The following is a 22,223-nucleotide window of genomic DNA, read 5'->3' as shown; positions in this document are numbered from 1 at the left end:
CTCGCTGAGCGAGCACGGAGTTCGGCCCCGACCCGGAAAGGGTCGGGGCCGAACCTGTTCCGGAAGGCGGCCGGCCTGGGGTGCCGCGTTGCGGGCGACCTGCCAGGTCGCGCCCACGCACACCGCGGCCACCAGCAGGGGGAGCGCCACCAGGGTCGTCGTCGGCGACGCGTCGACGATCCACGACCACAGCGACGACCACGACCGGGTCCACGTGACGAGGGTCGCGGCGAGACCGCCGATCACGACGACGGACGCGGCGGCCGTCAGCAGACCCGTTGCGCGCCAACGGTTCTGGATTGCCCCGACGAGCATCGACAGCGCAACGATCAGGAGCATGGTGGCGAAGAAGCCCAGGAACTGCACCACGGAACTGTCGGTGACGAAACGCAGGATCCCGAACCTCCGCATGTCCACTCCCCAGCCCGTCGTCGATACGGCAAGAGGCGGAGCACGGACTGCGGCCATGTAGCGTTTGCCCATGGAATCGAGGACGGTGACCACGCCCGGTGGGGACGTGCAGGTTCGGATCGGCGGCCCCGAAAGTCGTTACACGGTGCTTCTCTTCCCCGACGTGGGGGAGGACGCAGGTGTGTACGACGTCGTGTGCGAGCGGCTGCACACGTCCGACCTGCGGACGATCGTGGTCGAGAAGATCGACGGACTCGCGCCCGCCGACGTGTTCGCCCTACTGGACGCCCTCGCCCTGCCCTGGGTTCATCTGGCGGGCAGCGGCGCGGGAGCCGAACTGGCCTGGGCCGTCGCCGCAGGACGCTTCGGACGCTTCGCGAGCCTGGTGGTCGCCGACCGCGGCCATCCCGCGGTCGCGGATCGTGACGGCACGGTGCGCGACGCGTCGGCGCCGCCCGCGGAGGTGCCCACCACGATCGTCGTGGGCGATGCCTCGCGTCGACCCGAAGCGGACGCATCGATGCGCTACGTGACGGGAGAGTTCCGGGTGGTCGAACTCGCCGGGGTCGCCAACGTGCCCGCCGAGGCGCCCACCGACTTCGCGTCCGCGATCGCGCTGCGCACCGGAAGCTGGTGAGACGCGTGTGGCCTGCGGCCCGGAGAGGGCAGCAGGCCACACGGCGCTGGTGAAGGTGCTCGGAGACCCCGAAGTTCAGAGACCCAGCAGGGCGTTCTCGACGAGTTCGGGCAGCGCGGGGTGAATCCAGTACTGCCCGGTCGCCATCTCCCGCGCGGGCAGACCGAACGACATGGCCTGGATGAGGGGCTGAATGACCGTCGACGCCTGGGCCCCGATGATGTGGGCGCCGAGCAGCAGACCCGTCGACCGATCGGCGATCAGCTTGCAGAAACCTTCGGTGTCCTCCATGGCCCAGCCGTAGGCGACGTTGCCGTAGTCCTGGATCTTGACGGAGATGTCGAATCCCACCTCCCGGGCCTCGGCCTCGGTGAGACCGACCGACGCGATCTGCGGATCGGTGAACACCGCGGAGGGGACGTAGCGGTGGTCCGTCCGCTGCAGACCCGTGGTGTCGCCGCTCCACGCGTCGTGCAACAGGTTGTGCTGGACGACCCTCGCCTCGTGGTTGGCCACGTGCTTGAGCTGGTAGGGCGACGACACGTCGCCGAGGGCGAACACACCCGCCGCGGACGTGCGCTGGAACTCGTCGACCACGATCCGGCCCTTCGCATCGAGTTCGATGCCGGCCGCCGCGGCGTCGAGCAGGTCACCGTTGGGCTGCCGACCTGTCGCGACGAGCAGGGCGTCGCCGCTCACAACGGTGCCGTCGGCGAGTTCGACCTCCACGCCGTCGCCGACCGGACGGAACGCCCGGGCCGGATTGGCGAGGTGGACGTCCCACTTGGCCGCGGCGAGCGCCGTGAACCGCTCGGAGACGTCGGCGTCGAGGTGCCGCAGTAGACGGTCGGTCCGCGCGATCACCGACACCCGCGTGCCGAGCGCCGAGAAGACGTGGGCGAACTCCATCGCGATGAAACCCGTCCCGAGGATTACGAGGGACTCGGGCAGTTTAGGCAACCGCATGATGCCGTCGCTCGTGTGATATCTCACACCGGAATCGAGTACCTCCTGCGGGATCGCGGGCCGCGAACCGGCCGCGACGACCACCTGGTCCGCGGTGATCACCTCACCGGTTCCGGTGTCGATGCGGCGCTCGCCGACGAACCGCGCGTGACCGTCGTAGCCGGTGACGTTCGCGCAGTCCTCGCGGCGGTAGCGCTCGCCGCCCGCAGCGATGGGATCGATGCGACCGAAGACCCGGTCGACGATGTCGTTCCACCGCACTCCGTCGATCGACGCGTCGACGCCGTACTTCGCCGCGGTGCGGACCGTGTGGGCGACCTCCGCGGCGTAGACGTACATCTTCGTGGGGATGCAGCCCACGTTGAGGCAGGTGCCCCCGAAGGTGCCTTCTTCGAGGAGAGCGACGCGCTTCCCGTCGTACCGCTCGTCGAGGATCGAATTCCCCGATCCTGTGCCGATGATCGCGAGGTCGTAGTGGGTCACGCGTGCTCTCCCGTGAGTCGGTGCAGTACGGAAACGGTGGCGGAGTCGTCGGAGTCGTCGGCCTCGGTTCGGGAACCGGAGGTGTCCGCCTCGTCCGCTCCGTCCAACCATTCCAGCCACAAGTCCAATTCCCGGAAGGCCTCCGCCAGGGGACCGGGTGTGGACAGGAACACGTCGTGACGGGCACCGTCGATCGGCACGATCGTCGTGCGGTTGCCGAGGCATCCCGCCCATCGGGCTATCTGGCGGACGTCGAGGACCGCGTCGACGGTGTCGACGCTCGCGTCGTACCGCGGAGCGAAGCGCGAGGCACCGGACCGCAGGATCAGCGACGGCACCCCGATGTCGAGCCCGCGGTGCAGGACGGCCTGGCCCCGCCGCACGGCACGTAACCAGCCGAAGCGGACGGGGAACCCGGTCAACGGCTTCCAGTCGAGGTCGTAGCGCCAGCCGTCGCACTGCAGGCTGCGGCCGTAGGCCTCGGTCTTCGGCAGCGGTATGAGCGCGCGCGGGCGGAGGCGGCCGACGATGTCGACGGCCGCCGTGCCGACATTGCGCAGGTAGGACGGTCCCTGCAGGTCGAACCACGGACTGTTCAGGACGAGACCCACGATGCCCGCTGCGGCAACCCCGCCGGGCCGGCGACGGAGACGGTCGAGCCACAACGGCAGGACGAGCCCGCCCGTCGAGTGGGCCGCCAGCAGCACACCGCCACCGACCTCCTCGCGCACCACGCGCAGCGCCTCGTCGAGTTCGGCGTCGTAGTGGGAGAGATCGGTGACGAAGTGAGGGGTGTGCCCGGGTGCCCGCGAACGACCGCACTTGCGCAGGTCCAGCGCGAAGAAGCGGTAACCGCGCGCCGCGAAGTGCTCGGCGAGGTGCTGCTGGAAGAAGTAGTCGGTGAAGCCGTGGACGTAGAGCACCGCCCGGTCGGGGAGATCGGTAGACGGAGGCTGGTAGCGCACCAGGGTCGCCGAGATCTCGCCTTCGCCGTCGGGGTCGATGCCCAGCGGCAGTTCGAGCTGTTCGTAGCCGTCTCCGAGGACGTCAGGACGCCAAGTAGTCACTATCACACCCTAGGTGTGTTCGCCGACCACCGCTCATGGGTACACAATGAGGTGAAATGAAACGTTGGACCACGCGCGGGTAACCCGTCGGTCGCATTCGCGCGCCGCGTTGACGGGACACCCACGCGAGACGGTACCTCCGTACTTCGGCGGCGCGTGCGAACCAGACAAGGAAGTCGATTTCCCAGTGTCAGAGAACGTAGTAGCGAAAACCGATGTAGTGCTCGTGGGCGCGGGCATCATGAGCGCAACCCTCGGTGCGTTGTTGCGTCAGGTGCAGCCCGACTGGTCGATCACCGCGTTCGAGCGCCTCGACGCCGCGGCCGCCGAGAGCAGCGACCCCTGGAACAACGCCGGTACGGGCCACTCCGCGCTGTGTGAGCTCAACTACACTCCTGAGAAGCCGGACGGTTCGGTCGACATCGCGAAGGCCGTCAACGTCAACGAGCAGTTCCAGGTCTCGCGCCAGTTCTGGGCGTACGCCGTCGACAACGGCATTCTGTCCGACCCCAAGAACTTCATCAATCCGGTTCCGCACGTCAGCTTCGTACACGGCGCCGAGAACGTGAAGTACCTGCGTGCCCGCTACGACGCCCTTGCCGGCCATCCCCTCTTCGAGGGCATGGAGTACACCGAGAGCCCCGAGGTCTTCACCGAGCGTCTGCCGCTCATGGGCAAGGGCCGCGACTTCTCCGACCCGGTTGCCCTGAATTGGACGCAGACCGGCACCGACATCGACTTCGGTGCCCTCACCAAGCAGCTCATCAACCACGTCGCGGCCTCCGGCGGCACCGTCTTCTTCGGCCACGACGTCACCGACGTGTCCAAGCAGTCCGATGGCAGCTGGATCGTGAAGGTCCGCAACCGCCGCACCGGCGAGTCGCGCAAGGTCCAGGCGAAGTTCGTCTTCGTCGGCGCCGGCGGCGGCGCGCTGCACCTGCTGCAGAAGTCGGGCATCAAGGAGATCAAGGGCTTCGGTGGCTTCCCCGTCTCCGGTGCCTTCCTGCGCTGCACCAATCCCGAGGTCATCGCGCAGCACAGCGCCAAGGTCTACGGCAAGGCCGCGGTCGGTGCCCCTCCGATGTCGGTGCCGCACCTCGACACCCGCGTCATCGGCGGCAAGCAGGGTCTACTCTTCGGTCCCTACGCCGGCTGGTCGCCCAAGTTCCTCAAACAGGGCGGCATCATGGACCTGCCCAAGTCCGTCAAGCCCGGCAACCTGATGTCGATGCTCGGCGTCGGCGTCACCGAGCTCGGCCTGGTCAAGTACCTCGTCGGTGAGCTCATGCAGTCGCCCGCCGACCGCATCGGCACCCTCGCCGAGTTCGTGCCCGAGGCGCGCCTCGAGGACTGGGAGCTCATCGTCGCCGGCCAGCGTGTGCAGGTCATCCGCCGGAAGGGTGCGGGCGGTGTCCTCGAGTTCGGTACCGCCGTGGTCAACGCGGGTGACGGTTCGATCGCCGGTCTGCTCGGTGCGTCGCCGGGTGCCTCGACGGCCGTTCCAGCCATGCTCGACGTCCTCGAGCGCTGCTTCCCGCAGCAGTGGGCGGGCTGGCAGTCCAAGCTCCGCGAAATGGTCCCGTCGCTCGGTCTGAAGCTGTCCGACAACCCCGACCTGTTCCGCCAGGTATGGGACCACAGCACGAAGTCGCTGCAGCTCGACGTCGTCTCCGACACCGTGGCCGAGGCACCCGCAGAGGCCGCCGCGGTCTGATCCGATCACTGCACCTGTGGCCCGGGGCGATGCCCGGGCCACAGGTGTCCCGAAGGTGGGTCCGATCGGATTCGCCCCGACACGAGAGATGGGGAGATGCCCGTGTCCGCTGCCGCTGAGGACGAGACCAGTTACCTGGTCGGACTCGATCTCCGTGGACGCCGCGTCGTGATCGTCGGAGGAGGCAGCGTCGCGCAGCGGCGTCTCGGTCTGCTCGTCGCGTCCGGCGCCGACGTCCACGTGGTCGCCCGGGCCGCGACCCCCGTGGTCGAGAGCATGGCGACGAAGGGCCGCATCTCCCTCGACCTGCGCGACTACCGCGACGGCGACCTCGACGGCGCGTGGTACGCCATGGCCTGCACCGACGAACCCGAGACCAACGCAGCGGTCGTCGCCGAAGCCGAACGCAACAGGATCTTCTGCGTCCGTGCGGACAACGCCCGTCACGGCAGTGCCGTCACCCCCGCCACGGCCCGCTACGAGGGTCTGACCGTCGGCGTCCTCGCCGGTGGCGACCACCGCCGGTCCGCCGCCGTACGCACCTCGATCCGTGACGCCCTCGCCGGAGCGGCCGTCGCCGAGTTCGCCGAGACCGCGCCGAAGCCGGTCGGCGTCGCCCTCGTGGGCGGAGGACCGGGCGATCCCGACCTGATCACCGTGCGCGGTCGACGCCTCCTCACCCGCGCCGACGTGGTCGTCGCCGACCATCTCGCCCCGCAGGAACTGCTCGCGGAACTCGACTCGCACGTCGAGGTGATCGACGCGGCGAAGCTCCCGTACGGACGGGCCATGGCCCAGCAGGTCATCAACGAGACCCTCATCGACCGCGCAAAGGCCGGCAAGTTCGTCGTCCGACTCAAGGGCGGCGACCCGTACGTCTTCGGTCGCGGTTATGAGGAGCTCGAGGCCTGCACCGCGGCCGGCATCCCGGTGACCGTCGTCCCCGGCATCACCAGCGCGATCTCCGTGCCGTCCGCGGCCGGGATCCCCGTCACCCACCGAGGGGTCACCCACGAATTCGTCGTGGCCAGCGGCCACGTCGCGCCCGGACATCCCGACTCGCTCACCGACTGGGACGCGCTCGCCAAGCTGCGCGGCACCCTCGTCCTGCTCATGGCCGTCGAACGCATCGAGCAGTTCGCCGACGCCCTGATCGTCGGCGGACGTCCCACCGACACCCCCGTGGTCGTCGTGCAGGAGGGCACGCTGAGCAGCCAACGTGTGGTGCGTGCCGATCTGTCGACCGTCGCTCAGCGTGTCCGGGACGAGGCCGTGCGCCCGCCCGCGATCGTCGTGATCGGGCCGGTGGCCGGATTCGGACTCGATCCGCGGACCGGCTCCGACTCGGACGGTGGGTAACGTTGGATCACGTGTCAGCCACTTCGCATCCGTCGGCCACCCGCGCGGTCGCTCTGGCCATGCTGGTCCTCAGCGGCCTCCAGTTGATGGTCGTGCTCGACGGAACGGTCGCGAACCTCGCGCTCGCGCCGCTGCAGAGTGATCTGGGACTGTCGGATGCGGGTCGCAACTGGGTCCTCACCTCCTACGCCCTCGCCTTCGGCGGGTTGATGCTCCTCGGCGGCCGTCTCGGCGACAGCTACGGACGCAAACGCACGTTCATGGGCGGAGTCGGCCTGTTCACCCTGGCGTCCCTGCTGTGCGGTCTGGCGACCGGCGAGGCGATGCTCATCGGCGCCCGCGCCCTGCAGGGCGTCGGCGCCGCGGTCGCGTCCCCGACCGCCCTCGCGCTCGTCGCGACGACCTTCGCCGCAGGTCCGGCACGCAACCGCGCCATCGCGGTCTTCGCGGCCATGACCGGTGTCGGGTCCATCGCCGGACTGATCCTCGGGGGTGCGCTCACCCAGCTTTCGTGGCGCTGGATCTTCCTCATCAACGTCCCTATCGGCGTCCTCATCGTCGTGCTCGCCGCGATCGCGCTGCGTGAGACCGCCTCCGAACGCCTCGCGCTCGACGTGCCGGGCGCGATCCTCGCGACACTCGGATGCACCGGCCTGGTCTTCGGTCTCACGGAGGGTCCCGAAGTCGGTTGGTCGAGCCCCTCGGTCATCGGCGCGATCGTCGCCGGCTTCGTGCTGCTCGGAGTGTTCCTGCTCGTCGAGCGGCGGGCGGAGAACCCGCTGCTGCCGTTCGTGCTGTTCCGCAACAAGGACCGCGTCGCGACCTTCGTGGCGATCTTCTTCGCGGGCGCCGTGATGTTCAGCCTCGCGGCCTTCGTCGCCCTGTTCGTGCAGGACATCCTCGGCTACAGCCCGCTCGCCGCGGGTCTGGCCTTCGTGCCGTTCGCCTTCGGTCTCGGCGGTGCCGCCGCGGTGTCGTCGAAGCTGGTCGCGCGGATCGAACCGCGCTGGCTCGTGGTCACCGGCTCGGCGATCATGACTGTCAGCCTGCTCTACGGCTCGACCATGGACGGCAGCGTCCGCTACTTCCCGACCCTGTTCGTGCTGGTGCTCGTTGTCGGCTTCGGGGTCGGCCTGGCCGTGGTCCCGCTGCCGCTGTGCGCGATCTCCGGGGTGGGACCGCACGAGATCGGACCGCTCTCGGCGATCGCGCAGGTCGCCCAGACTCTCGGAGGTCCGGTCGGCCTCGGGGTGATCGGTGCGATGGCCACCTCGCGGACGATGTCGCTCGGTGGTGTCTCCGGAGCCGTCGCCGACATGACCGACGCCCAGCTCGTCGCCCAGGGCGAGGGATACATGTTCGCGCTCGTCGGCTGCGCGGTCTGCGCGGTGATCGCCGGTGTCGCGGCGCTGTTCATCCGCTTCACTCCCGAAGAGGTCGCGCAGGCGCAGGAGGCCGAGAAGGCCGCGCAGACCTCCTGACCGTCGGACCGTCACCGTGGCGGACGAGCGATCGCTGCGGCGGATGAGTTTGCTCACGCCTGCCACGCACGACCCCCGGGTACCCGACACTCATGCAGGTCGGTGTTCTCGAACGGGGCAGATTCGTCGGATCGTGGATCGTCCGCGCGGTGCGCGAGGCCGGACACGAGCGGTACGTCGCCCTCCAGGCGTTCCGGTCCACGCTCGCCGCGGTCGTCGCGTGGCTCGTCGTGACCGAGGTCTTCCACTTCCAGCAGGCCTTCCTCGCGCCCTATGTCGCGGTCTTCCTCGTCGAGGCGACACTCGTGCGCTCGCTCCAGCAGGCGGTGGTGCAGGTCGGGGCGGTGGTTGCGGGTCTGCTGGTCGCGGTCGTGGTGACGCGGCTCGTGGAGTCGACGACCGCTGCGATCGGCATCGCCGTGGCGATCGGCTACTTCGCGGGTCGCTGGCGACGGTTCGGGGCCAGTGGCATCTGGGTGGCGATCACCGCGCTGCTGGTGATCGCGACGGGCGCCTCGGACAGCCCGATCCTGCTCGGTGAACGACTCGCGGAGACGGCGATCGGCGCGGCGATCGGCGTGGCCGTGACGGCGCTGGTCTTCCCGCCGGTGTACTCGGCGGGCAAGGAGGCCCGCGAACTCACCGGTGAGCTGCGCGACCTGCTGCGGGACATGGCGTCCGGATGCCGTGAGGGATCGTCGGGTGTGCGGGACTGGGTGCAGCGCGCGCGGGGCATCGACAGCCTCGTGCAGCGCGCCTTCGAGGAATCACGGTGGGCGCACGAGAGTGCCCGGATGAACCCACGCCCCGCCGCTGCACGGGCCAGGGAATGGGCACGTCGCTGGGACCGGACCCTCGACGACCTCTCGTCGGTGTCCAGCGCTGTCGAGGAACTCGCGCACGCTCTGGACCCCGTACTCGGCGACGACGTCGCCGAAGCCGACCGTCGCCGCCTGCGGACGGGGATCGCAGCGATGCTCGACGCCCTCGCCGAGATGGTCGATGCCGTGGGGGCGGGCCGGGAGGTCGACCCCGACGGGACGTGCCGCAGCAATCTCACCGACCTCGAACGGTTCGCCACCGAATCGGACGACCTGGTCCTGACCGCGCGACTCGGCGCCGTCCTGCACACGGCTCGCCGGATCGTCGCGGCGATGGGACTCGAGGTCAGGTGAGCACGACCAACTCGGTCGGCGACTCCACCTCGACCCTCAGTCCCGCCTTCGTCGCGACGCGGGCGAGCGCTCCGATATCGCTCGGCTCCGCGCGGGTGAGGACCAGCGCGCGGGCCAGCAGGCCCTTGTGGTGCTTGTTGAAGTGGCTGACGACCTTGCGGGTGCCGTCGGGCTGCTCGGTGAGCACGGTTGCGGTCACCGCACCCAGCACGGGACCGAGCTGCTGGTAGATCCCGGAGCGGAGATCGACCACGAGGTCGCCGCCGGCTTCGGCCACCAGCGCGTCGGTGAGCTCGTTCCGCCACACGGACTTCACGGTGCCGAAGCCGGGCAGTTTCGACCCTCCGGAGAGGCGGTAGGCGGGGATCGGATCCGCAGCCCGGACCGCGCCGAACAGCGCCGACCCGATGCCCAGGCGTCGATAGGCCTTGTCGCGCTGCGCCTTCGTGAAGGCTCCCGCGTCGAGCGCGTCGTACAGCACGCCGGTGTACCGCTCCAGCGCCGGGCGGGTGGGGGAGACCCACAACTTCGCGTTGCGTTCGATCTCGTCGGCGCCCTTCGTACCCAGCCCGAGTGCGCGGCTCGACTCATCGGGGTCGGCGGAGAGGTCGACGAGGGCCTGCACGAGCATCTCCCGCGTCTCCGTCAACTGCGGCATCGACAGGTCGGCGAGATCGAGCGGTCCGCCGTCGCCGCCGTCGGACTTGGTTTCGGAAGGGGGGAGAAGCACCAGCACAACCGGTAACCGTACCGATGTCGCGGAAGGTGGCCACGGTAGGCTGCACGGTCGTGATCACCCGCATGTCGCACCTGTTCCTCCGCACCCTCCGAGACGACCCGGCCGACGCCGAGGTCGCGAGCCACAAGCTGCTGGTCCGAGCCGGATACGTGCGACGAATCGCGCCAGGTGTGTACTCGTGGCTGCCTCTGGGGCTGCGGGTGCTGCGGCAGATCGAGCGGGTGGTGCGCGAGGAGATGAACTCCATCGGAGCGCAGGAGATCGCTCTGCCCGCGCTGCTGCCGCGCGAACCCTACGAGGCCACCAACCGGTGGACGGAGTACGGCGACAGCCTGTTCCGGCTGAAGGACCGCAAGGGCGGCGACTACCTCCTCGGACCCACCCACGAGGAGCTCTTCGCGCTCACCGTCAAGGGCGAGTACAACTCCTACAAGGACTTCCCGGTCACGCTCTACCAGATCCAGACGAAGTACCGCGACGAGGAGCGCCCCCGCGCCGGCATCCTCCGCGGTCGCGAGTTCGTCATGAAGGACTCCTACAGCTTCGACCTCACCGACGAGGGCCTGGCCGACTCGTACAAGGCGCACCGCGACGCCTACGAGCGCATCTTCGCGCGTCTCGGCGTGAAGTACGTGATCGTCTCGGCCACCTCCGGTGCGATGGGTGGCAGCGCCTCCGAGGAGTTCCTGGCCGACTCGCCTGCGGGTGAGGACACCTACGTGCGGTGCCTCCAATCCGGCTACGCGGCGAACGTCGAAGCGGTGAAGACGCTCGCGCCGGAACCGCTGCCGATCGACGGACAGCCCGAGGCGGTCGTGCGCGATACCCCCGGCACCCCGACGATCGCCTCGCTCGTCGCCGCGGCGTCGGAGGTCCTCGGCCGGGAGGTCACCGCGGCCGAGACGCTCAAGAACGTCATGGTCAAGGTCCGGCAGCCCGGTGGCGAGTGGGAGCTGCTCGGCATCGGCATCCCCGGCGACCGCGAGGTCGACGACAAGCGCCTCGAGGCCTCGCTCGAACCCGCCGAGGTCGAGTTGCTCACCGACGCCGACTTCGAGGCCAATCCCTTCCTCGTCAAGGGCTACATCGGCCCGAAGGCGCTGCTCGCCAACGGTGTCCGCTACCTCGTCGACCCCCGCGTGGTCGACGGCACCAGCTGGATCACCGGCGCCGACGAGCAGGGCAAGCACGTCTTCGGGCTGGTCGCAGGTCGCGACTTCACCCCGGACGGCACGATCGAGGCCGCCGAGGTGCGCGACGGCGATCCGTCGCCCGACGGAGCCGGCCCGCTCCTCTCCGCCCGCGGCATCGAGATCGGCCACGTCTTCCAGCTCGGCCGCAAGTACACCGATGCCTTCGCGGTGGACGTCCTCGGCGAGAACGGCAAGCCCGTCCGCCCCACGATGGGCTCCTACGGCGTCGGCGTGTCACGCCTCGTCGCGGTGGTCGCCGAACAGCAGCACGACGAGAAGGGCCTGCGCTGGCCGTCGGAGATCGCACCGTTCGATGTGCACCTGGTCATCGCCAACAAGGACGAGCAGGCCCGCGAAGGCGCCGAGAACCTCGCCGAGGAACTCTCGAACGCCGGCCTCGAGGTGCTCCTCGACGACCGCAAGGCGTCGCCCGGCGTGAAGTTCAAGGACTCGGAGCTGCTCGGCATGCCGCTCGTCGTCGTGGTCGGCCGCGGCTTCGCCGACGGCAAGGTCGAGGTCCGCGACCGTTTCTCCGGCGAGGCCGACGAACTGCCGATCGGTGAGGTCGTCCAGCGCATCGTCAACCGCTGACGCTCTTATTCGCCGATACAGGCGGAACCCGGTGTCCCTGCGACCTGCCGTCGCGGGGGCACCGGCGTATGTGGCAGAAGTCGCCGTGGTGCGCTGCGCGCCGAACCACAATGAGGTGCATGGCCGACAACTGGAGTGCGACCGACAACTACCTCACCGACGTGCTGATCGGCGACGATCCTGCGCTGAGCTCAGCGCTCGAGGCGAACGCCGCAGCGGAACTGCCGCCCATCGACGTGTCCGCGCCGCAGGGCAAGTTCCTGCACCTGCTCGCACGGATCCGGGGTGCCCGCCGGGTCCTGGAGATCGGCACCCTCGGCGGATACTCGACCATCTGGTTTGCCCGGGCCGTCGGGGAGTCCGGCCGGGTGGTCACCCTCGAATACGAGCGCAAGCACGCCGAGGTGGCCCGCGCCAATCTCGACCGCGCCGGCGTCGGTGACCGTGTGGACATCCGAGTCGGCCCCGCCCTGGACTCGCTGCCGGGCCTGGTCGACGAGGATCCCTTCGACCTGGTGTTCATCGACGCCGACAAGGAGAACAACAGCAACTACGTGCGCGCGGCGCTCGGGCTGTCGCGACCCGGCACCGTCATCGTCGTCGACAACGTGGTGCGGGCAGGGGCCATCGTCGATCAGGGCAGCGACGACGAACGGGTCCGCGCGTCGCGGGACGTGCTCGAACTGCTCGCCCGCGAACCGCGCCTCGACGCGACGGCGTTGCAGACCGTCGGATCGAAGGGCTGGGACGGCTTCGCGCTGGCGGTCGTGACCGGGTGACCCGTGCTTCGGAGTCGACCGGATCGAGGCCGACCGGATCAAGGTTGACCGGGGAAGGCCACCGACGGCACGACTCCGCGGCTCTGCCGCCACCGCGCCGCCCGCAGGGCCGCCTCGGTGAGTGCGTCCACGGCCGTGGCGCGGGTGGCCTCGCTGCGTGCCCGTTCGACGACGGACCGCCACGCGACCGCGGTGTCGCTCTCTATCTGTTCGGCGAGCTGCGCGGCGGACGCGGCGTCGATCACCGGGAACGGCACGGTGTAACCGGGTGCCGCGACCGGCGGCTCGACGCTCGCGGCGCGCAACGCCTCGATCGTTGCATCACGGCGTGCGCGGTGCGCTGCGGTGTCCTCCGCCACGGCGTTCGCGCGGGCGGGATCCGCGAAGGCCGCGACCACGCCGTATCCGAAGACCGCCGCGTGTTCGGCCTCGAGGGCGTCGACGAGGGCCTGCTGTTCGGAACCGAGTTCGGGTGAGCTCACGGCAACATCACCGCCGTCTGCACGGCGCAGGAGGCGCTGATCGAGGCGAGCAGACCCGCGCGGTAACCCGAGAGCGTGCGTGCGAGGTCGGCGGCTTCGCGCTGCGACCGGTTCAACCGCTCACGGAGCGCCTCGACGGTCGGCAGCTCACCGGTGGGAGTGGTCACGGTGGTCGACGGGGGAGTGAAACTCGTGGTGGCGCCCTCCATCCGGGCGATCTCGGCCTCGAGCGCGTCGGCGTGGGAGGTCCGCTCGGCCGCGATCGTGGTGAGCGGCGCGGACAGCTCCGGCGCCCGCGCGACCAGCGCGGTCGCGATCGCTGCGTCGGTGCGGGCGCGCGTCGCCTGACCCGCCAGCGGATCCGGTTCGGCGGCATCCTCGTCGGAGGCGCCGCACGCGGTGATCGTCGTGATTCCGAATCCACCGACGGCGACCGACGACCATCGCAGGAGGGTTCGTCGGGAGACGGTGGGACGGTCGAGTGGCATCGGCACCGGACCATCCTGCCAGTCGCGTCGTCCGACGAAGGACGCCGCCCTGGTCACAGCAGCAGGAGACGCGGGTTAGGCTTGATGTCTGCCGGTACGCATCCGTTCCGGCCCGCTGTCCGCTGCGACCACAACTGAACGAGGAGCCCGCCCGCCATGCCTGTGCCGCCCCCGGAGAGGATCGTCGAGCTCGTCTCCGATCTGCTCGCCAGAGAGGGATACGACCTCGAGGACGTGGTGGTCACGGCCGCCGGAAAGCACAGTACGGTGCGCCTCCTCGTCGACAGCGACGCAGGTCTCGGTCTCGACGAGGCGGCCCGCCTGAGCAGGATCGTCTCCGAGGCCTTCGACGGAGTCTCGGACTTCGGCGAGTCGCCCTACGTCCTGGAGGTCACCAGCCCCGGGATCGGCCGGCCCCTGACCGAGCCCCGCCACTGGCGGCGCGCTCAGGGTCGCAAGACGAAGGTGGAACTGGCCGACGAGACCCTCGTCGCACGCATCGGCGAGCTCGTCGGCGACGAGATCAGGCTCGTCCTGCCCGATCGGTCCGGGCCGGTCGTGCGTTCGGTCCCGCTCTCGGCGGTGCGCAGAGCGGTGGTGGAGGTGGAGTTCTCCCCGCCGCCACCGAGGGAACTCGAGCTCGCGGGCGGGGTTCCGGACGGCCGGGTCGCGGCCGGGGAGCTGGCCGAAGGGCCCGAGGACGAGACGGGCAGCGACGACCACGACGAGACGAACGAAACGAAGGTGGACAAGTGAATATCGAGATCGCCGCCCTGCGCATGCTCGAGGCGGAGAAGAACATCCCGTTCGACGAGCTGATCGCGACGCTCGAGACGGCCCTGCTCACGGCGTACAGGCACGTCGACGGACACCAGCCGCACGCGCGGGTCGTGGTCGACACGAAGACCGGCGCCATCCAGGTCCTCGCCGAGGAGCGCGACGCCGACGGCAACCTGATCGCCGAGTGGGACGACACTCCCGAGGACTTCGGCCGGATCGCGGCGACCACCGCGCGTCAGGTCATCATGCAGCGCATCCGCGACGCCGAGCACGAACAGCGCTTCGGTGAGTTCGCGACCCACGAGGGTGAGATCGTCAGCGGCGTCGTGCAGCGCGACTCGCGTGCCAACGCCCGCGGCATGGTCGTCGTGAAGATCGGCGGCGAGACGAACAACGCCGAGGGACTGATCCCGCCGGCCGAGCAGGTGCCGGGGGAGTCCTACGAGCACGGCGACCGCATCAAGTGCTACGTCGTGGGCGTCTCCCGCGGACAGCGCGGCCCGCAGATCACCCTGTCGCGGACACATCCCAATCTGGTGCGCAAGTTGTTCGCCCTCGAGGTCCCGGAGATCGCCGACGAGTCGGTGGAGATCGTCGCCGTCGCTCGCGAGGCCGGGCACCGCTCGAAGATCGCCGTGCACTCGACCGTCCCCGGCCTCAACGCCAAGGGTGCGTGCATCGGCCCGATGGGGCAGCGGGTGCGCAACGTGATGCGCGAACTCGGCGAGGAGAAGATCGACATCATCGACTACGACGAGGACCCCGCGAAGTTCGTGGGCAACGCACTGTCGCCGTCGAAGGTGGTGTCGGTCACGGTCGTCGACCCCGACGCGCGCGCCGCCCGGGTGGTCGTTCCCGACTTCCAGTTGTCCCTCGCGATCGGCAAGGAAGGGCAGAACGCCCGGCTCGCGGCCCGGCTGACCGGCTGGCGGATCGACATCCGCAGCGACGCGGCACCGGCCGGGAACGACGATTCGCGCGGCGGCTCGACAGGCGCGTAGGAGTGGGATGCGGGATTCCGGGCAAATCAGCGGTACAGTGGTCGATGGTTCAGCATGACCTGTCCTCGACCGGCGGGGAACGCGCCACTACGGTGCGGACCTGTGTCGGATGTCGGCAGCGAACGCTGACTGCCGAACTGCTCCGGATGGTGGCGCGCGAGAAGGAACCGTCAGGTTTCGCCGTGATTCCCGATCCCCGACGCAGGCTTCCCGGGCGAGGTGCTTGGTTGCATCCCAACCCGGAATGTCTGGGCCTGGCGGTTCGGCGTCGAGCATTCGGCAGGGCACTGCGCGTGACCGGGTATCCGGACACCACAGCGCTGGATCAGCTGGTCGGGTCCACGGCACAGTGATCACGGACGCATCGAGTCGGCCTCGGCCGGGTACGACGATCGTGGGAACGACGACGAGGAACACCAACAGTGACATCGCACTCTGAGAAGAACAGGCACGAACACTCATGAGCACACCGTGAAGCACCAGCGATGAACGTCCATCGGAGATAACCCGAGGTCGTGCGGGCAGTCGGCCGCTCGACCTCATCAGTGAGGAGAGCAGTGGCAGGCAAGGCCCGCGTGCACGAGTTGGCGAAAGAACTCGGTGTCACCAGCAAGGAACTACTCGCACGCCTGAAGGAACAGGGCGAGTTCGTCAAGTCCGCGTCGTCGACCGTCGAACCGCCGGTCGCGCGTCGACTGCGCGAATCGTTCGGTAAGACCGAAGGCGATGCAGCCGCGAAGGCTGCACCCAACCCCGCACCGAAGCCCGGTGCCCCCCGGCCGGGTCCCCGGCCCACCCCTGCGAGCCCGGCCCCCGCGGCCGAGACCGCGCGTCCGAAGCCCGGCGCACCGAAGCCGGCTGCTCCCAAGCCCGCTCCGGCACCGGAGGAGCCCGCGGCTCCCGCGCCGCAGGCCCCCGCTGCCCAGGCGGCACCGCAGTCCCCGGCTGCTCAGGCTCCCAGCGCGACGCCGCAGGCTCCCGCGGCCAAGCCCGGCCCCAAGCCGGCCGGTCCGCGTCCGGGTCCGAAGACCCCGCGCGTCGGTAACAACCCGTACTCCTCGGCTCCGGCCGAGCGTCCCGCTCCGCGTCCGGGTGCCCCGCGCCCCGGCCCGGGCGGACCGCGTCCTACCCCGGGACAGGGCGGCCCCCGCCCCACGCCCGGACAGGGACGTCCCGCAGCAGGCCCCGGTGGCCCGCGTCCCGGACCCGGCCAGGCCGGTCCGCGTCCGGCTCCCGGACAGGGCGGTCCCCGCCCCGCGCCCGGACAGGGCGGTCCCCGTCCGTCCCCGGGTTCGATGCCCCCGCGTCCCAACCCGGGTGCGATGCCGCAGCGTGCTGCGCGTCCGGCCGCATCCGGTCGTCCGGGTCGTCCGGGCGGAGCTCCCGGTGGACGTCCCGGTGGTGGCGGCGGCGGCTACCGCGGTGGCGGCGCCGGTGGCGGCGCACCTGCAGGTGCAGGTGCTCCCGGTGGTTTCCGCGGTCGCCCCGGTGGCGGTGGCGGTGGCGGTGGACGCGGTCGCGGCGGTGCAGCCGGCGCGTTCGGTCGTCCCGGTGGCGCTCCGCGTCGTGGTCGTAAGTCGAAGCGGCAGAAGCGGCAGGAATACGATTCGATGCAGGCGCCGTCGGTCGGCGGCGTGCGGTTGCCGCGTGGCAACGGCGAGACCATCCGTCTCGCTCGCGGCGCATCGCTGTCCGACTTCGCCGAGAAGATCGACGCGAACCCGTCGGCCCTGGTGCAGGCGCTGTTCAACCTCGGTGAGATGGTCACGGCCACTCAGTCGGTGAACGACGACATCCTCGAGCTGCTCGGCTCGGAGATGAACTACGTCGTGCAGGTCGTCTCGCCCGAGGATGAGGACCGCGAGCTGCTCGAGTCGTTCGACATCCAGTACGGCGAGGACGAGGGCGGCGAGGAAGACCTCCAGCAGCGTCCGCCGGTGGTCACCGTCATGGGTCACGTCGACCACGGCAAGACCCGCCTGCTCGACACGATCCGGAAGGAGAACGTCGGCGAGGGTGAGGCCGGTGGCATCACCCAGCACATCGGTGCCTACCAGGTGATGACGCACCTCAACGGTGAAGATCGCCTGATCACCTTCATCGACACCCCGGGTCACGAGGCGTTCACCGCGATGCGTGCCCGCGGCGCGAAGGCGACGGACATCGCGATTCTCGTGGTCGCAGCCGACGACGGCGTCATGCCGCAGACGGTGGAGGCGATCAACCACGCACAGGCCGCCGATGTCCCGATCGTGGTCGCGGTGAACAAGATCGACAAGGAGGGTGCGAACCCTCAGAAGATCCGTCAGCAGCTCACCGAGTACGGGCTGGTGGCGGAGGAGTACGGCGGCGACACCATGTTCGTCGACATCTCCGCGAAGCAGAACCTCAACATCGACCAGCTGCTCGAAGCGGTGCTGCTCACCGCCGACGCAGCGCTCGATCTGCGGGCCAACCCGGACATGGAGGCGCAGGGCGTCGCCATCGAGGCGCACCTCGACCGCGGTCGCGGTCCGGTGGCCACGGTGCTCATCCAGCGCGGCACTCTGCGGGTCGGCGACTCGATCGTCGCCGGCGACGCCTACGGCCGCGTGCGCCGCATGGTCGACGAGCACGGCGAGGACGTGCTCGAGGCACTGCCTTCGCGTCCGGTCCAGGTCGTCGGCTTCACGTCGGTGCCCGGCGCCGGGGACAACCTCGTCGTCGTCGAAGAGGACCGCATCGCGCGTCAGATCGCCGACCGGCGTAATGCCCGCAAGCGCAACGCGCTCGCAGCACGTAGCCGCAAGCGCATCAGCCTCGAGGATCTCGATGCCGCGCTCAAGGAGCACAACGAGCTCAACCTCATCCTCAAGGGCGACAACTCGGGTACCGTCGAGGCCCTCGAAGAGGCGCTCATGGGTATCGAGATCGACGACGAGGTGCGCCTGCGGGTCATCGACCGCGGTGTCGGTGGCGTCACCGAGACCAACGTCAACCTCGCTGCCGCGTCGAACGCCGTGATCATCGGCTTCAACGTCCGCGCCGAGGGCAAGGCCACCGAGCTCGCGAACCGCGAGGGTGTCGACATCCGCTACTACTCGGTCATCTACCAGGCGATCGACGAGGTGGAGAAGGCCCTCAAGGGCATGCTCAAGCCCATCTACGAGGAGGTCGAGCTCGGCCGCGCCGAGATCCGCGCGATCTTCAAGTCGTCGAAGGTCGGCAACATCGCGGGTTGCCTCGTGCAGTCCGGCATCGTCAAGCGCAACGCGAAGGCCCGCCTCATCCGCGACAGCAACGTCGTGGCCGAGACGGTCACCATCTCGTCGCTGCGCCGCGAGAAGGACGACGTCACCGAGGTCCGCGAGGGCTTCGAGTGCGGTTTGACGATCACCTACTCCGACATCAAGGTCGGCGACGTGATCGAGGCGTACGAGTTGCGCGAGAAGCCGCGCGACTGATCCACCCGCACCCGTGGCGGTGAACGATTCGTCGTTCGCCGCCACGGGTGTGTCGGGACGCCCGACCCGGCCGGCACGGAGCCGACCGGACGGCCGACCGGAGTGTCCTCGAGGAGAGAAGCGAATGTATCTGGGAGCGCTCGAACTCGACCTGCTGCTCGGCGACGTGCATTCGCTCAAGCAGAAGAGATCGGCGATCCGTCCGGTGGTCGCAGAACTGCGCCGGCTCGGGGTGTCCGCCGCCGAAACCGGGGAACACGATCTGTACCGCCGGGCGCAGGTGGGTGTGGCGGTCGTCGCCCCCGACCTCGCGCACGTCGGAGAGATACTGGACAAGTGTGAGCGGCTGGTCGCCCAGCGGCCCGAACTCGACCTGCTGTCGGTCAGACGCAGGCTGTACGGGCCCGATGACTGATCCCGGCCGCACGACAGGCCGCCTGCCGGCGGCTACAGAAGGGAACGAACGACATGGCCGATCCAGCACGGGCTCGCCGACTCGCGAAGCGCATTGCCACCATCGTGGCCACCGCCATCGACCTCGAGATCAAGGATCCGCGCCTCGAGTTCGTGACGATCACCGACGCGAAGGTCACCGCGGATCTGCACGACGCCACCGTCTACTACACGGTCCGGGGCGCGGATCTGAACACCGAACCCGATCACGAGGCGGCTGCTGCCGGCCTCGAGAAGGCCAAGGGCGTGCTCCGCTCGAAGGTCGGCGCCGGCACCGGTGTGCGGTTCACCCCGACGCTGACGTTCGTCACCGACACCGTGCCCGACACGGCACGGCACATGGAGGAACTCCTCGCGCGCGCTCGCGCGGCCGACGACGAGGTCGCACGCGCCCGTGAGGGCGCCGTTCCGGCCGGCGATGCCGATCCCTACAAGGAATCCCGTGAGCGCGACGCCGGTGACGACGACGAATAACGCACCGGTGCCCGACCCGACTCCTCCGGTGGTCCCGTCGCACCGGGACGATGCCGGCGTCCCGTCCGGCCCGGCAGGATCCGTCGACCTGCACGGTGCCGCCGCACTGCTCGACGCGGCGGCCACCGTGACGGTGCTGTGCCACATCAACCCCGACGCCGACACCCTCGGCAGCGGGCTGGCCCTCGGGCTGGCGCTCGAGCGACGCGGTGTCACCGTGCAGGTCGCGTTCGGTTCGCCCGCGAACATGCCGGACTCGATGCGGTCGCTGCCGGGCGCACACCTGGTCACGCCGGTCGCGGAGGTACGCCGTGAGGCCGATCTCGTGGTGACCGTCGACTGCGGTACCGCGGGCCGTCTCGGTGTCCTGCGCGACCGTCTGAAGACCGCTCCGAACGTCCTGGTGATCGACCACCACCTGTCCAACACGCGGTTCGGCACCCACAACCTCGTCGACCCGGAGTCCGAGGCCACCGCGATGGTGCTCGCCGACCTCTTCGACGTGTGGGGTGTCGAGATCGACGCCGCACTCGCGCACTGCCTGTACGCGGGACTGGTGACCGACACCGGATCGTTCCGCTGGGGTCGCCCGCAGGCCCACGGACTTGCCGAGCGCCTGCTCGCCACCGGTATCGACGGCACGTCGATCACGCGGGCCCTGCTCGACACCCATCCCTTCGGGTGGTTGCCGATGCTGTCGTCGGTGCTGGCCACCGCCACACTCGAACGCGACGCTGCTCAGGGCAGGGGACTGGTCTACGCCTTCGTCCGGCGCGCCGACTCCGCGCATCTCGGTCCGGAGGAGATCGAGAGCGTCATCGACATCGTGCGCACCACCGCCGAGGCCGAGGTCGCCGCGGTGTTCAAGGAGGTCGCTCCCGAGGAGTGGACCGTCTCGCTGCGCGCGAAGACCTCGGTGGACGTGTCCGCCGTCGCCACCGCACTCGGCGGCGGAGGACACCGCCTGGCGGCGGGGTACACCGCCCACGGCGACACCGATCGGATCGTCGCCGCCCTGCGCGGCGTGCTCGGTTGACTGCGTCCGGCGGGTCGCCCGCCTCCGAGACGCCCGGCGGCTCACGCGCCTCTGAGACGCCCGGCGGCTCACGCGCCTCTGAGACGCCCGGCGGCTCACGCGCCTCTGAGACGCCCGGCGGCTCACACGCTTCCGACGTCACCGGACGGCGGATCCTCGGGCTCGTCCTTCCCGCCCTCGGGGTGCTCGCGGCCGAACCGCTCTACCTGCTGTTCGACATCGCCGTCGTCGGCCGGCTGGGGGCGCTGCCCCTGGCCGGTCTCGCGATCGGCGGGTTGATCCTCGCGCAGGTGAGCACCCAGCTCACCTTCCTGTCGTACGGCACCACCGCGCGCGCGGCGCGTTTCCACGGTGCGGACCGGCACGACGACGCTGTCGGCGAGGGCGTGCAGGCGACCTGGCTCGCGATGATCGTCGGACTTGCGATCCTGCTCGTCGGCCAGGCGCTGGCCGGCCCCGTCGCGCGGCTGCTCGCCGGCGATGCCGAGATCGCCGACGCCGCCGTCTCGTGGCTGCGCGTCGCGCTGTTCGGGGCTCCCCCGATCCTCGTCGGCCTGGCCGGGAACGGTTGGATGCGCGGCGTCCAGGACACGATGCGGCCGCTGCGATTCGTCATCGCCGGCCTCGCCCTGTCGGCGGTGCTGTGCCCGGTACTGGTCCACGGACTGCTGGGCGCTCCCCGGTGGGAACTCGTCGGTTCGGCCATCGCCAACGTGATCGGGCAGTCCGTGACGGCCGTCCTGTTCGTCGTGGCGCTGCTGCGGTCCGGGGTTCCGCTGCGACCGCGACCCGCCGTGATCGGGGCACAGTTGCGGCTCGGACGTGACCTGATCGCGCGCAGCCTCGCATTCCAGGCCTGCTTCCTGTCCGCGGCGGCGGTGGCGTCGCGTTTCGGTGCGGCCGCGGTGGCCGGTCATCAGGTCGTGCTGCAACTGTGGACCTTCGTGACCCTCACCCTGGACTCGCTGGCGATCGCTGCGCAGGCCCTCGTCGGCGCCGCGCTCGGTGCGGCCGACCGCCGGGGCGCGACTCGCCTGGCGTGGCGGTTGTCGGCGTGGTCGGTGGTCTTCGCCGTCGTCCTCGCGGTGGTCTTCGTGGCGGGGAAGGATGTGATTCCTGATCTGTTCACCACCGATACCGAGGTGCTCGACCAGATCGGCGTCGCGTGGTGGTTCTTCGTCGCGATCATGCCGCTCGCGGGAATCGTCTTCGCACTCGACGGTGTTCTCCTCGGTGCGGGGGACGCCGCCTTCCTGCGCACCGCGACGCTGGCCTCGGCGCTGTTCGGCTTCCTGCCGTTGATCTGGTTGTCGCTCGCGTACGACTGGGGTCTGGCGGGTATCTGGACGGGGCTTACGGTGTTCATCGTGTTCCGGATGATCGCCGTCGTGTGGCGCACGCTCTCGGGACGATGGGCGGTGACGGGCGCGGACCGGCAGGTGCGCATCCAGGACGAGTCGGGAGGTTAGTG

At 69.8% G+C, this 22,223-nt stretch carries 21 protein-coding genes; 16 read left to right on the top strand and 5 right to left on the bottom strand.

The features are described from left to right. The first annotated feature begins 88 nt into the window (after positions 1-88). Both ACQR3U_RS01420 and ACQR3U_RS01415 read left to right on the top strand, forming a co-directional pair. Entirely contained in the window at positions 89-472 is a 384-nt protein-coding gene (locus ACQR3U_RS01420; protein ID WP_230809521.1) for a hypothetical protein, read from the top strand. A 9-nt stretch (positions 473-481) separates the two neighbouring features. Continuing rightward, positions 482-1,048, top strand: a complete 567-nt coding sequence (locus tag ACQR3U_RS01415; protein WP_064852543.1) for an alpha/beta fold hydrolase — start codon at positions 482-484, stop codon at positions 1,046-1,048. 75 nt (positions 1,049-1,123) lie between these two features. On the opposite strand, the gene mtr is transcribed toward ACQR3U_RS01415, so the two are convergent. Together mtr and ACQR3U_RS01405 are read right to left on the bottom strand one after the other, a co-directional pair. Then, positions 1,124-2,497, bottom strand: a complete 1,374-nt coding sequence (gene mtr / locus ACQR3U_RS01410) for a mycothione reductase (protein ID WP_230809520.1) — start codon at positions 2,495-2,497, stop codon at positions 1,124-1,126. Continuing rightward, on the bottom strand, positions 2,494-3,564 hold the full coding sequence (locus ACQR3U_RS01405; protein ID WP_039586985.1) for an alpha/beta hydrolase: 1,071 nt from the start codon (positions 3,562-3,564) through the stop codon (positions 2,494-2,496). The genes mtr and ACQR3U_RS01405 overlap by 4 nt, the downstream gene beginning before the upstream one ends. Positions 3,565-3,751: 187 nt before the next feature. Between ACQR3U_RS01405 and mqo the strand changes: the two genes are divergently transcribed. The 4 genes from mqo (at position 3,752) to ACQR3U_RS01385 (ending at position 9,293) form a co-directional block, all read left to right on the top strand. Next, complete coding sequence (gene mqo / locus ACQR3U_RS01400; protein ID WP_024100652.1) at positions 3,752-5,278, top strand: malate dehydrogenase (quinone); 1,527 nt, start codon at positions 3,752-3,754, stop codon at positions 5,276-5,278. 96 nt (positions 5,279-5,374) lie between these two features. Next, positions 5,375-6,637: a uroporphyrinogen-III C-methyltransferase gene (gene cobA / locus ACQR3U_RS01395; protein ID WP_230809519.1), complete on the top strand. Its 1,263-nt coding sequence runs from the start codon at positions 5,375-5,377 to the stop codon at positions 6,635-6,637. A gap of 59 nt (positions 6,638-6,696) precedes the next feature. Continuing rightward, entirely contained in the window at positions 6,697-8,118 is a 1,422-nt protein-coding gene (locus ACQR3U_RS01390; RefSeq protein ID WP_228045118.1) for an MFS transporter, read from the top strand. 92 nt (positions 8,119-8,210) lie between these two features. After that, a complete protein-coding gene (locus ACQR3U_RS01385) occupies positions 8,211-9,293 on the top strand; it encodes an FUSC family protein (RefSeq protein WP_230809518.1) in 1,083 nt (360 codons plus the stop codon). Here ACQR3U_RS01385 and yaaA read toward each other — a convergent pair. Next, positions 9,286-10,029: a peroxide stress protein YaaA gene (yaaA, locus tag ACQR3U_RS01380; RefSeq protein WP_230809517.1), complete on the bottom strand. Its 744-nt coding sequence runs from the start codon at positions 10,027-10,029 to the stop codon at positions 9,286-9,288. The two genes, ACQR3U_RS01385 and yaaA, sit on opposite strands and share 8 nt — an antisense overlap. A 53-nt stretch (positions 10,030-10,082) precedes the next feature. On the opposite strand from yaaA, the gene ACQR3U_RS01375 reads away from it, so the two are divergent. Further along, the gene (locus ACQR3U_RS01375; RefSeq protein WP_230809516.1) at positions 10,083-11,816 is read left to right on the top strand and encodes a proline--tRNA ligase; all 1,734 of its coding nucleotides are present in this window, start codon (positions 10,083-10,085) and stop codon (positions 11,814-11,816) included. A 119-nt stretch (positions 11,817-11,935) separates the two neighbouring features. Further along, the gene (locus ACQR3U_RS01370; protein ID WP_230809515.1) at positions 11,936-12,595 is read left to right on the top strand and encodes an O-methyltransferase; all 660 of its coding nucleotides are present in this window, start codon (positions 11,936-11,938) and stop codon (positions 12,593-12,595) included. A gap of 38 nt (positions 12,596-12,633) precedes the next feature. On the opposite strand, the gene ACQR3U_RS01365 is transcribed toward ACQR3U_RS01370, so the two are convergent. Both ACQR3U_RS01365 and ACQR3U_RS01360 read right to left on the bottom strand, forming a co-directional pair. After that, complete coding sequence (locus ACQR3U_RS01365) at positions 12,634-13,077, bottom strand: ferritin-like domain-containing protein (protein ID WP_006554231.1); 444 nt, start codon at positions 13,075-13,077, stop codon at positions 12,634-12,636. Continuing rightward, positions 13,074-13,571, bottom strand: coding sequence for a hypothetical protein (locus tag ACQR3U_RS01360; protein ID WP_006554230.1), 498 nt, complete (start codon positions 13,569-13,571; stop codon positions 13,074-13,076). Before ACQR3U_RS01360 ends, ACQR3U_RS01365 begins: the two co-directional genes overlap by 4 nt. 150 nt (positions 13,572-13,721) lie before the next feature. Here ACQR3U_RS01360 and rimP point away from each other — a divergent pair, with 150 nt between their 5' ends. From rimP to ACQR3U_RS01320, 8 genes are all read left to right on the top strand, one after another. Then, the gene (rimP, locus tag ACQR3U_RS01355) at positions 13,722-14,321 is read left to right on the top strand and encodes a ribosome maturation factor RimP (protein WP_033096519.1); all 600 of its coding nucleotides are present in this window, start codon (positions 13,722-13,724) and stop codon (positions 14,319-14,321) included. Continuing rightward, on the top strand, positions 14,318-15,346 hold the full coding sequence (nusA, locus tag ACQR3U_RS01350) for a transcription termination factor NusA (protein ID WP_006554228.1): 1,029 nt from the start codon (positions 14,318-14,320) through the stop codon (positions 15,344-15,346). The genes rimP and nusA overlap by 4 nt, the downstream gene beginning before the upstream one ends. Positions 15,347-15,390: 44 nt before the next feature. Continuing rightward, positions 15,391-15,699 carry a YlxR family protein gene (locus ACQR3U_RS01345; RefSeq protein ID WP_082937703.1) on the top strand — a complete coding sequence of 103 codons (309 nt, stop codon included), beginning with the start codon at positions 15,391-15,393 and terminating at the stop codon, positions 15,697-15,699. Positions 15,700-15,903: 204 nt separating this feature from the next. Further along, positions 15,904-18,789 (top strand): translation initiation factor IF-2, encoded by a 2,886-nt coding sequence (gene infB, locus ACQR3U_RS01340; protein WP_230809514.1) that lies wholly within the window; start codon positions 15,904-15,906, stop codon positions 18,787-18,789. A 124-nt stretch (positions 18,790-18,913) separates the two neighbouring features. Next, positions 18,914-19,204, top strand: coding sequence for a DUF503 domain-containing protein (locus ACQR3U_RS01335; protein WP_230809513.1), 291 nt, complete (start codon positions 18,914-18,916; stop codon positions 19,202-19,204). Positions 19,205-19,257: 53 nt separating this feature from the next. Beyond that, complete coding sequence (gene rbfA, locus ACQR3U_RS01330; RefSeq protein ID WP_006551274.1) at positions 19,258-19,716, top strand: 30S ribosome-binding factor RbfA; 459 nt, start codon at positions 19,258-19,260, stop codon at positions 19,714-19,716. A 28-nt stretch (positions 19,717-19,744) separates the two neighbouring features. After that, positions 19,745-20,752, top strand: coding sequence for a DHH family phosphoesterase (locus ACQR3U_RS01325; protein WP_372477509.1), 1,008 nt, complete (start codon positions 19,745-19,747; stop codon positions 20,750-20,752). A 152-nt stretch (positions 20,753-20,904) separates the two neighbouring features. Continuing rightward, complete coding sequence (locus ACQR3U_RS01320; protein ID WP_051424905.1) at positions 20,905-22,221, top strand: MATE family efflux transporter; 1,317 nt, start codon at positions 20,905-20,907, stop codon at positions 22,219-22,221. Positions 22,222-22,223: the final 2 nt, after the last annotated feature.

Source organism: Rhodococcus sp. IEGM1339, assembly GCF_050321925.1.
Classification (GTDB): domain Bacteria; phylum Actinomycetota; class Actinomycetes; order Mycobacteriales; family Mycobacteriaceae; genus Rhodococcus; species Rhodococcus pyridinivorans.
This window is presented reverse-complemented; position numbering and strand designations above follow the sequence as displayed.

Excerpts from the sequence above, each read along its gene's own strand:
- ACQR3U_RS01390 (WP_228045118.1), top strand. The coding sequence starts at position 6,697 with ATGCTGGTCCTCAGCGGCCTCCAGTTGATGGTCGTGCTCGACGGAACG.
- ACQR3U_RS01370 (WP_230809515.1), top strand. The coding sequence starts at position 11,936 with ATGGCCGACAACTGGAGTGCGACCGACAACTACCTCACCGACGTGCTG.
- ACQR3U_RS01415 (WP_064852543.1), top strand. The coding sequence starts at position 482 with ATGGAATCGAGGACGGTGACCACGCCCGGTGGGGACGTGCAGGTTCGG.
- rbfA (WP_006551274.1), top strand. The coding sequence starts at position 19,258 with ATGGCCGATCCAGCACGGGCTCGCCGACTCGCGAAGCGCATTGCCACC.
- ACQR3U_RS01335 (WP_230809513.1), top strand. The coding sequence starts at position 18,914 with ATGTATCTGGGAGCGCTCGAACTCGACCTGCTGCTCGGCGACGTGCAT.
- cobA (WP_230809519.1), top strand. The coding sequence starts at position 5,375 with ATGCCCGTGTCCGCTGCCGCTGAGGACGAGACCAGTTACCTGGTCGGA.
- ACQR3U_RS01385 (WP_230809518.1), top strand. The coding sequence starts at position 8,211 with ATGCAGGTCGGTGTTCTCGAACGGGGCAGATTCGTCGGATCGTGGATC.
- rimP (WP_033096519.1), top strand. The coding sequence starts at position 13,722 with ATGCCTGTGCCGCCCCCGGAGAGGATCGTCGAGCTCGTCTCCGATCTG.
- ACQR3U_RS01345 (WP_082937703.1), top strand. The coding sequence starts at position 15,391 with ATGGTTCAGCATGACCTGTCCTCGACCGGCGGGGAACGCGCCACTACG.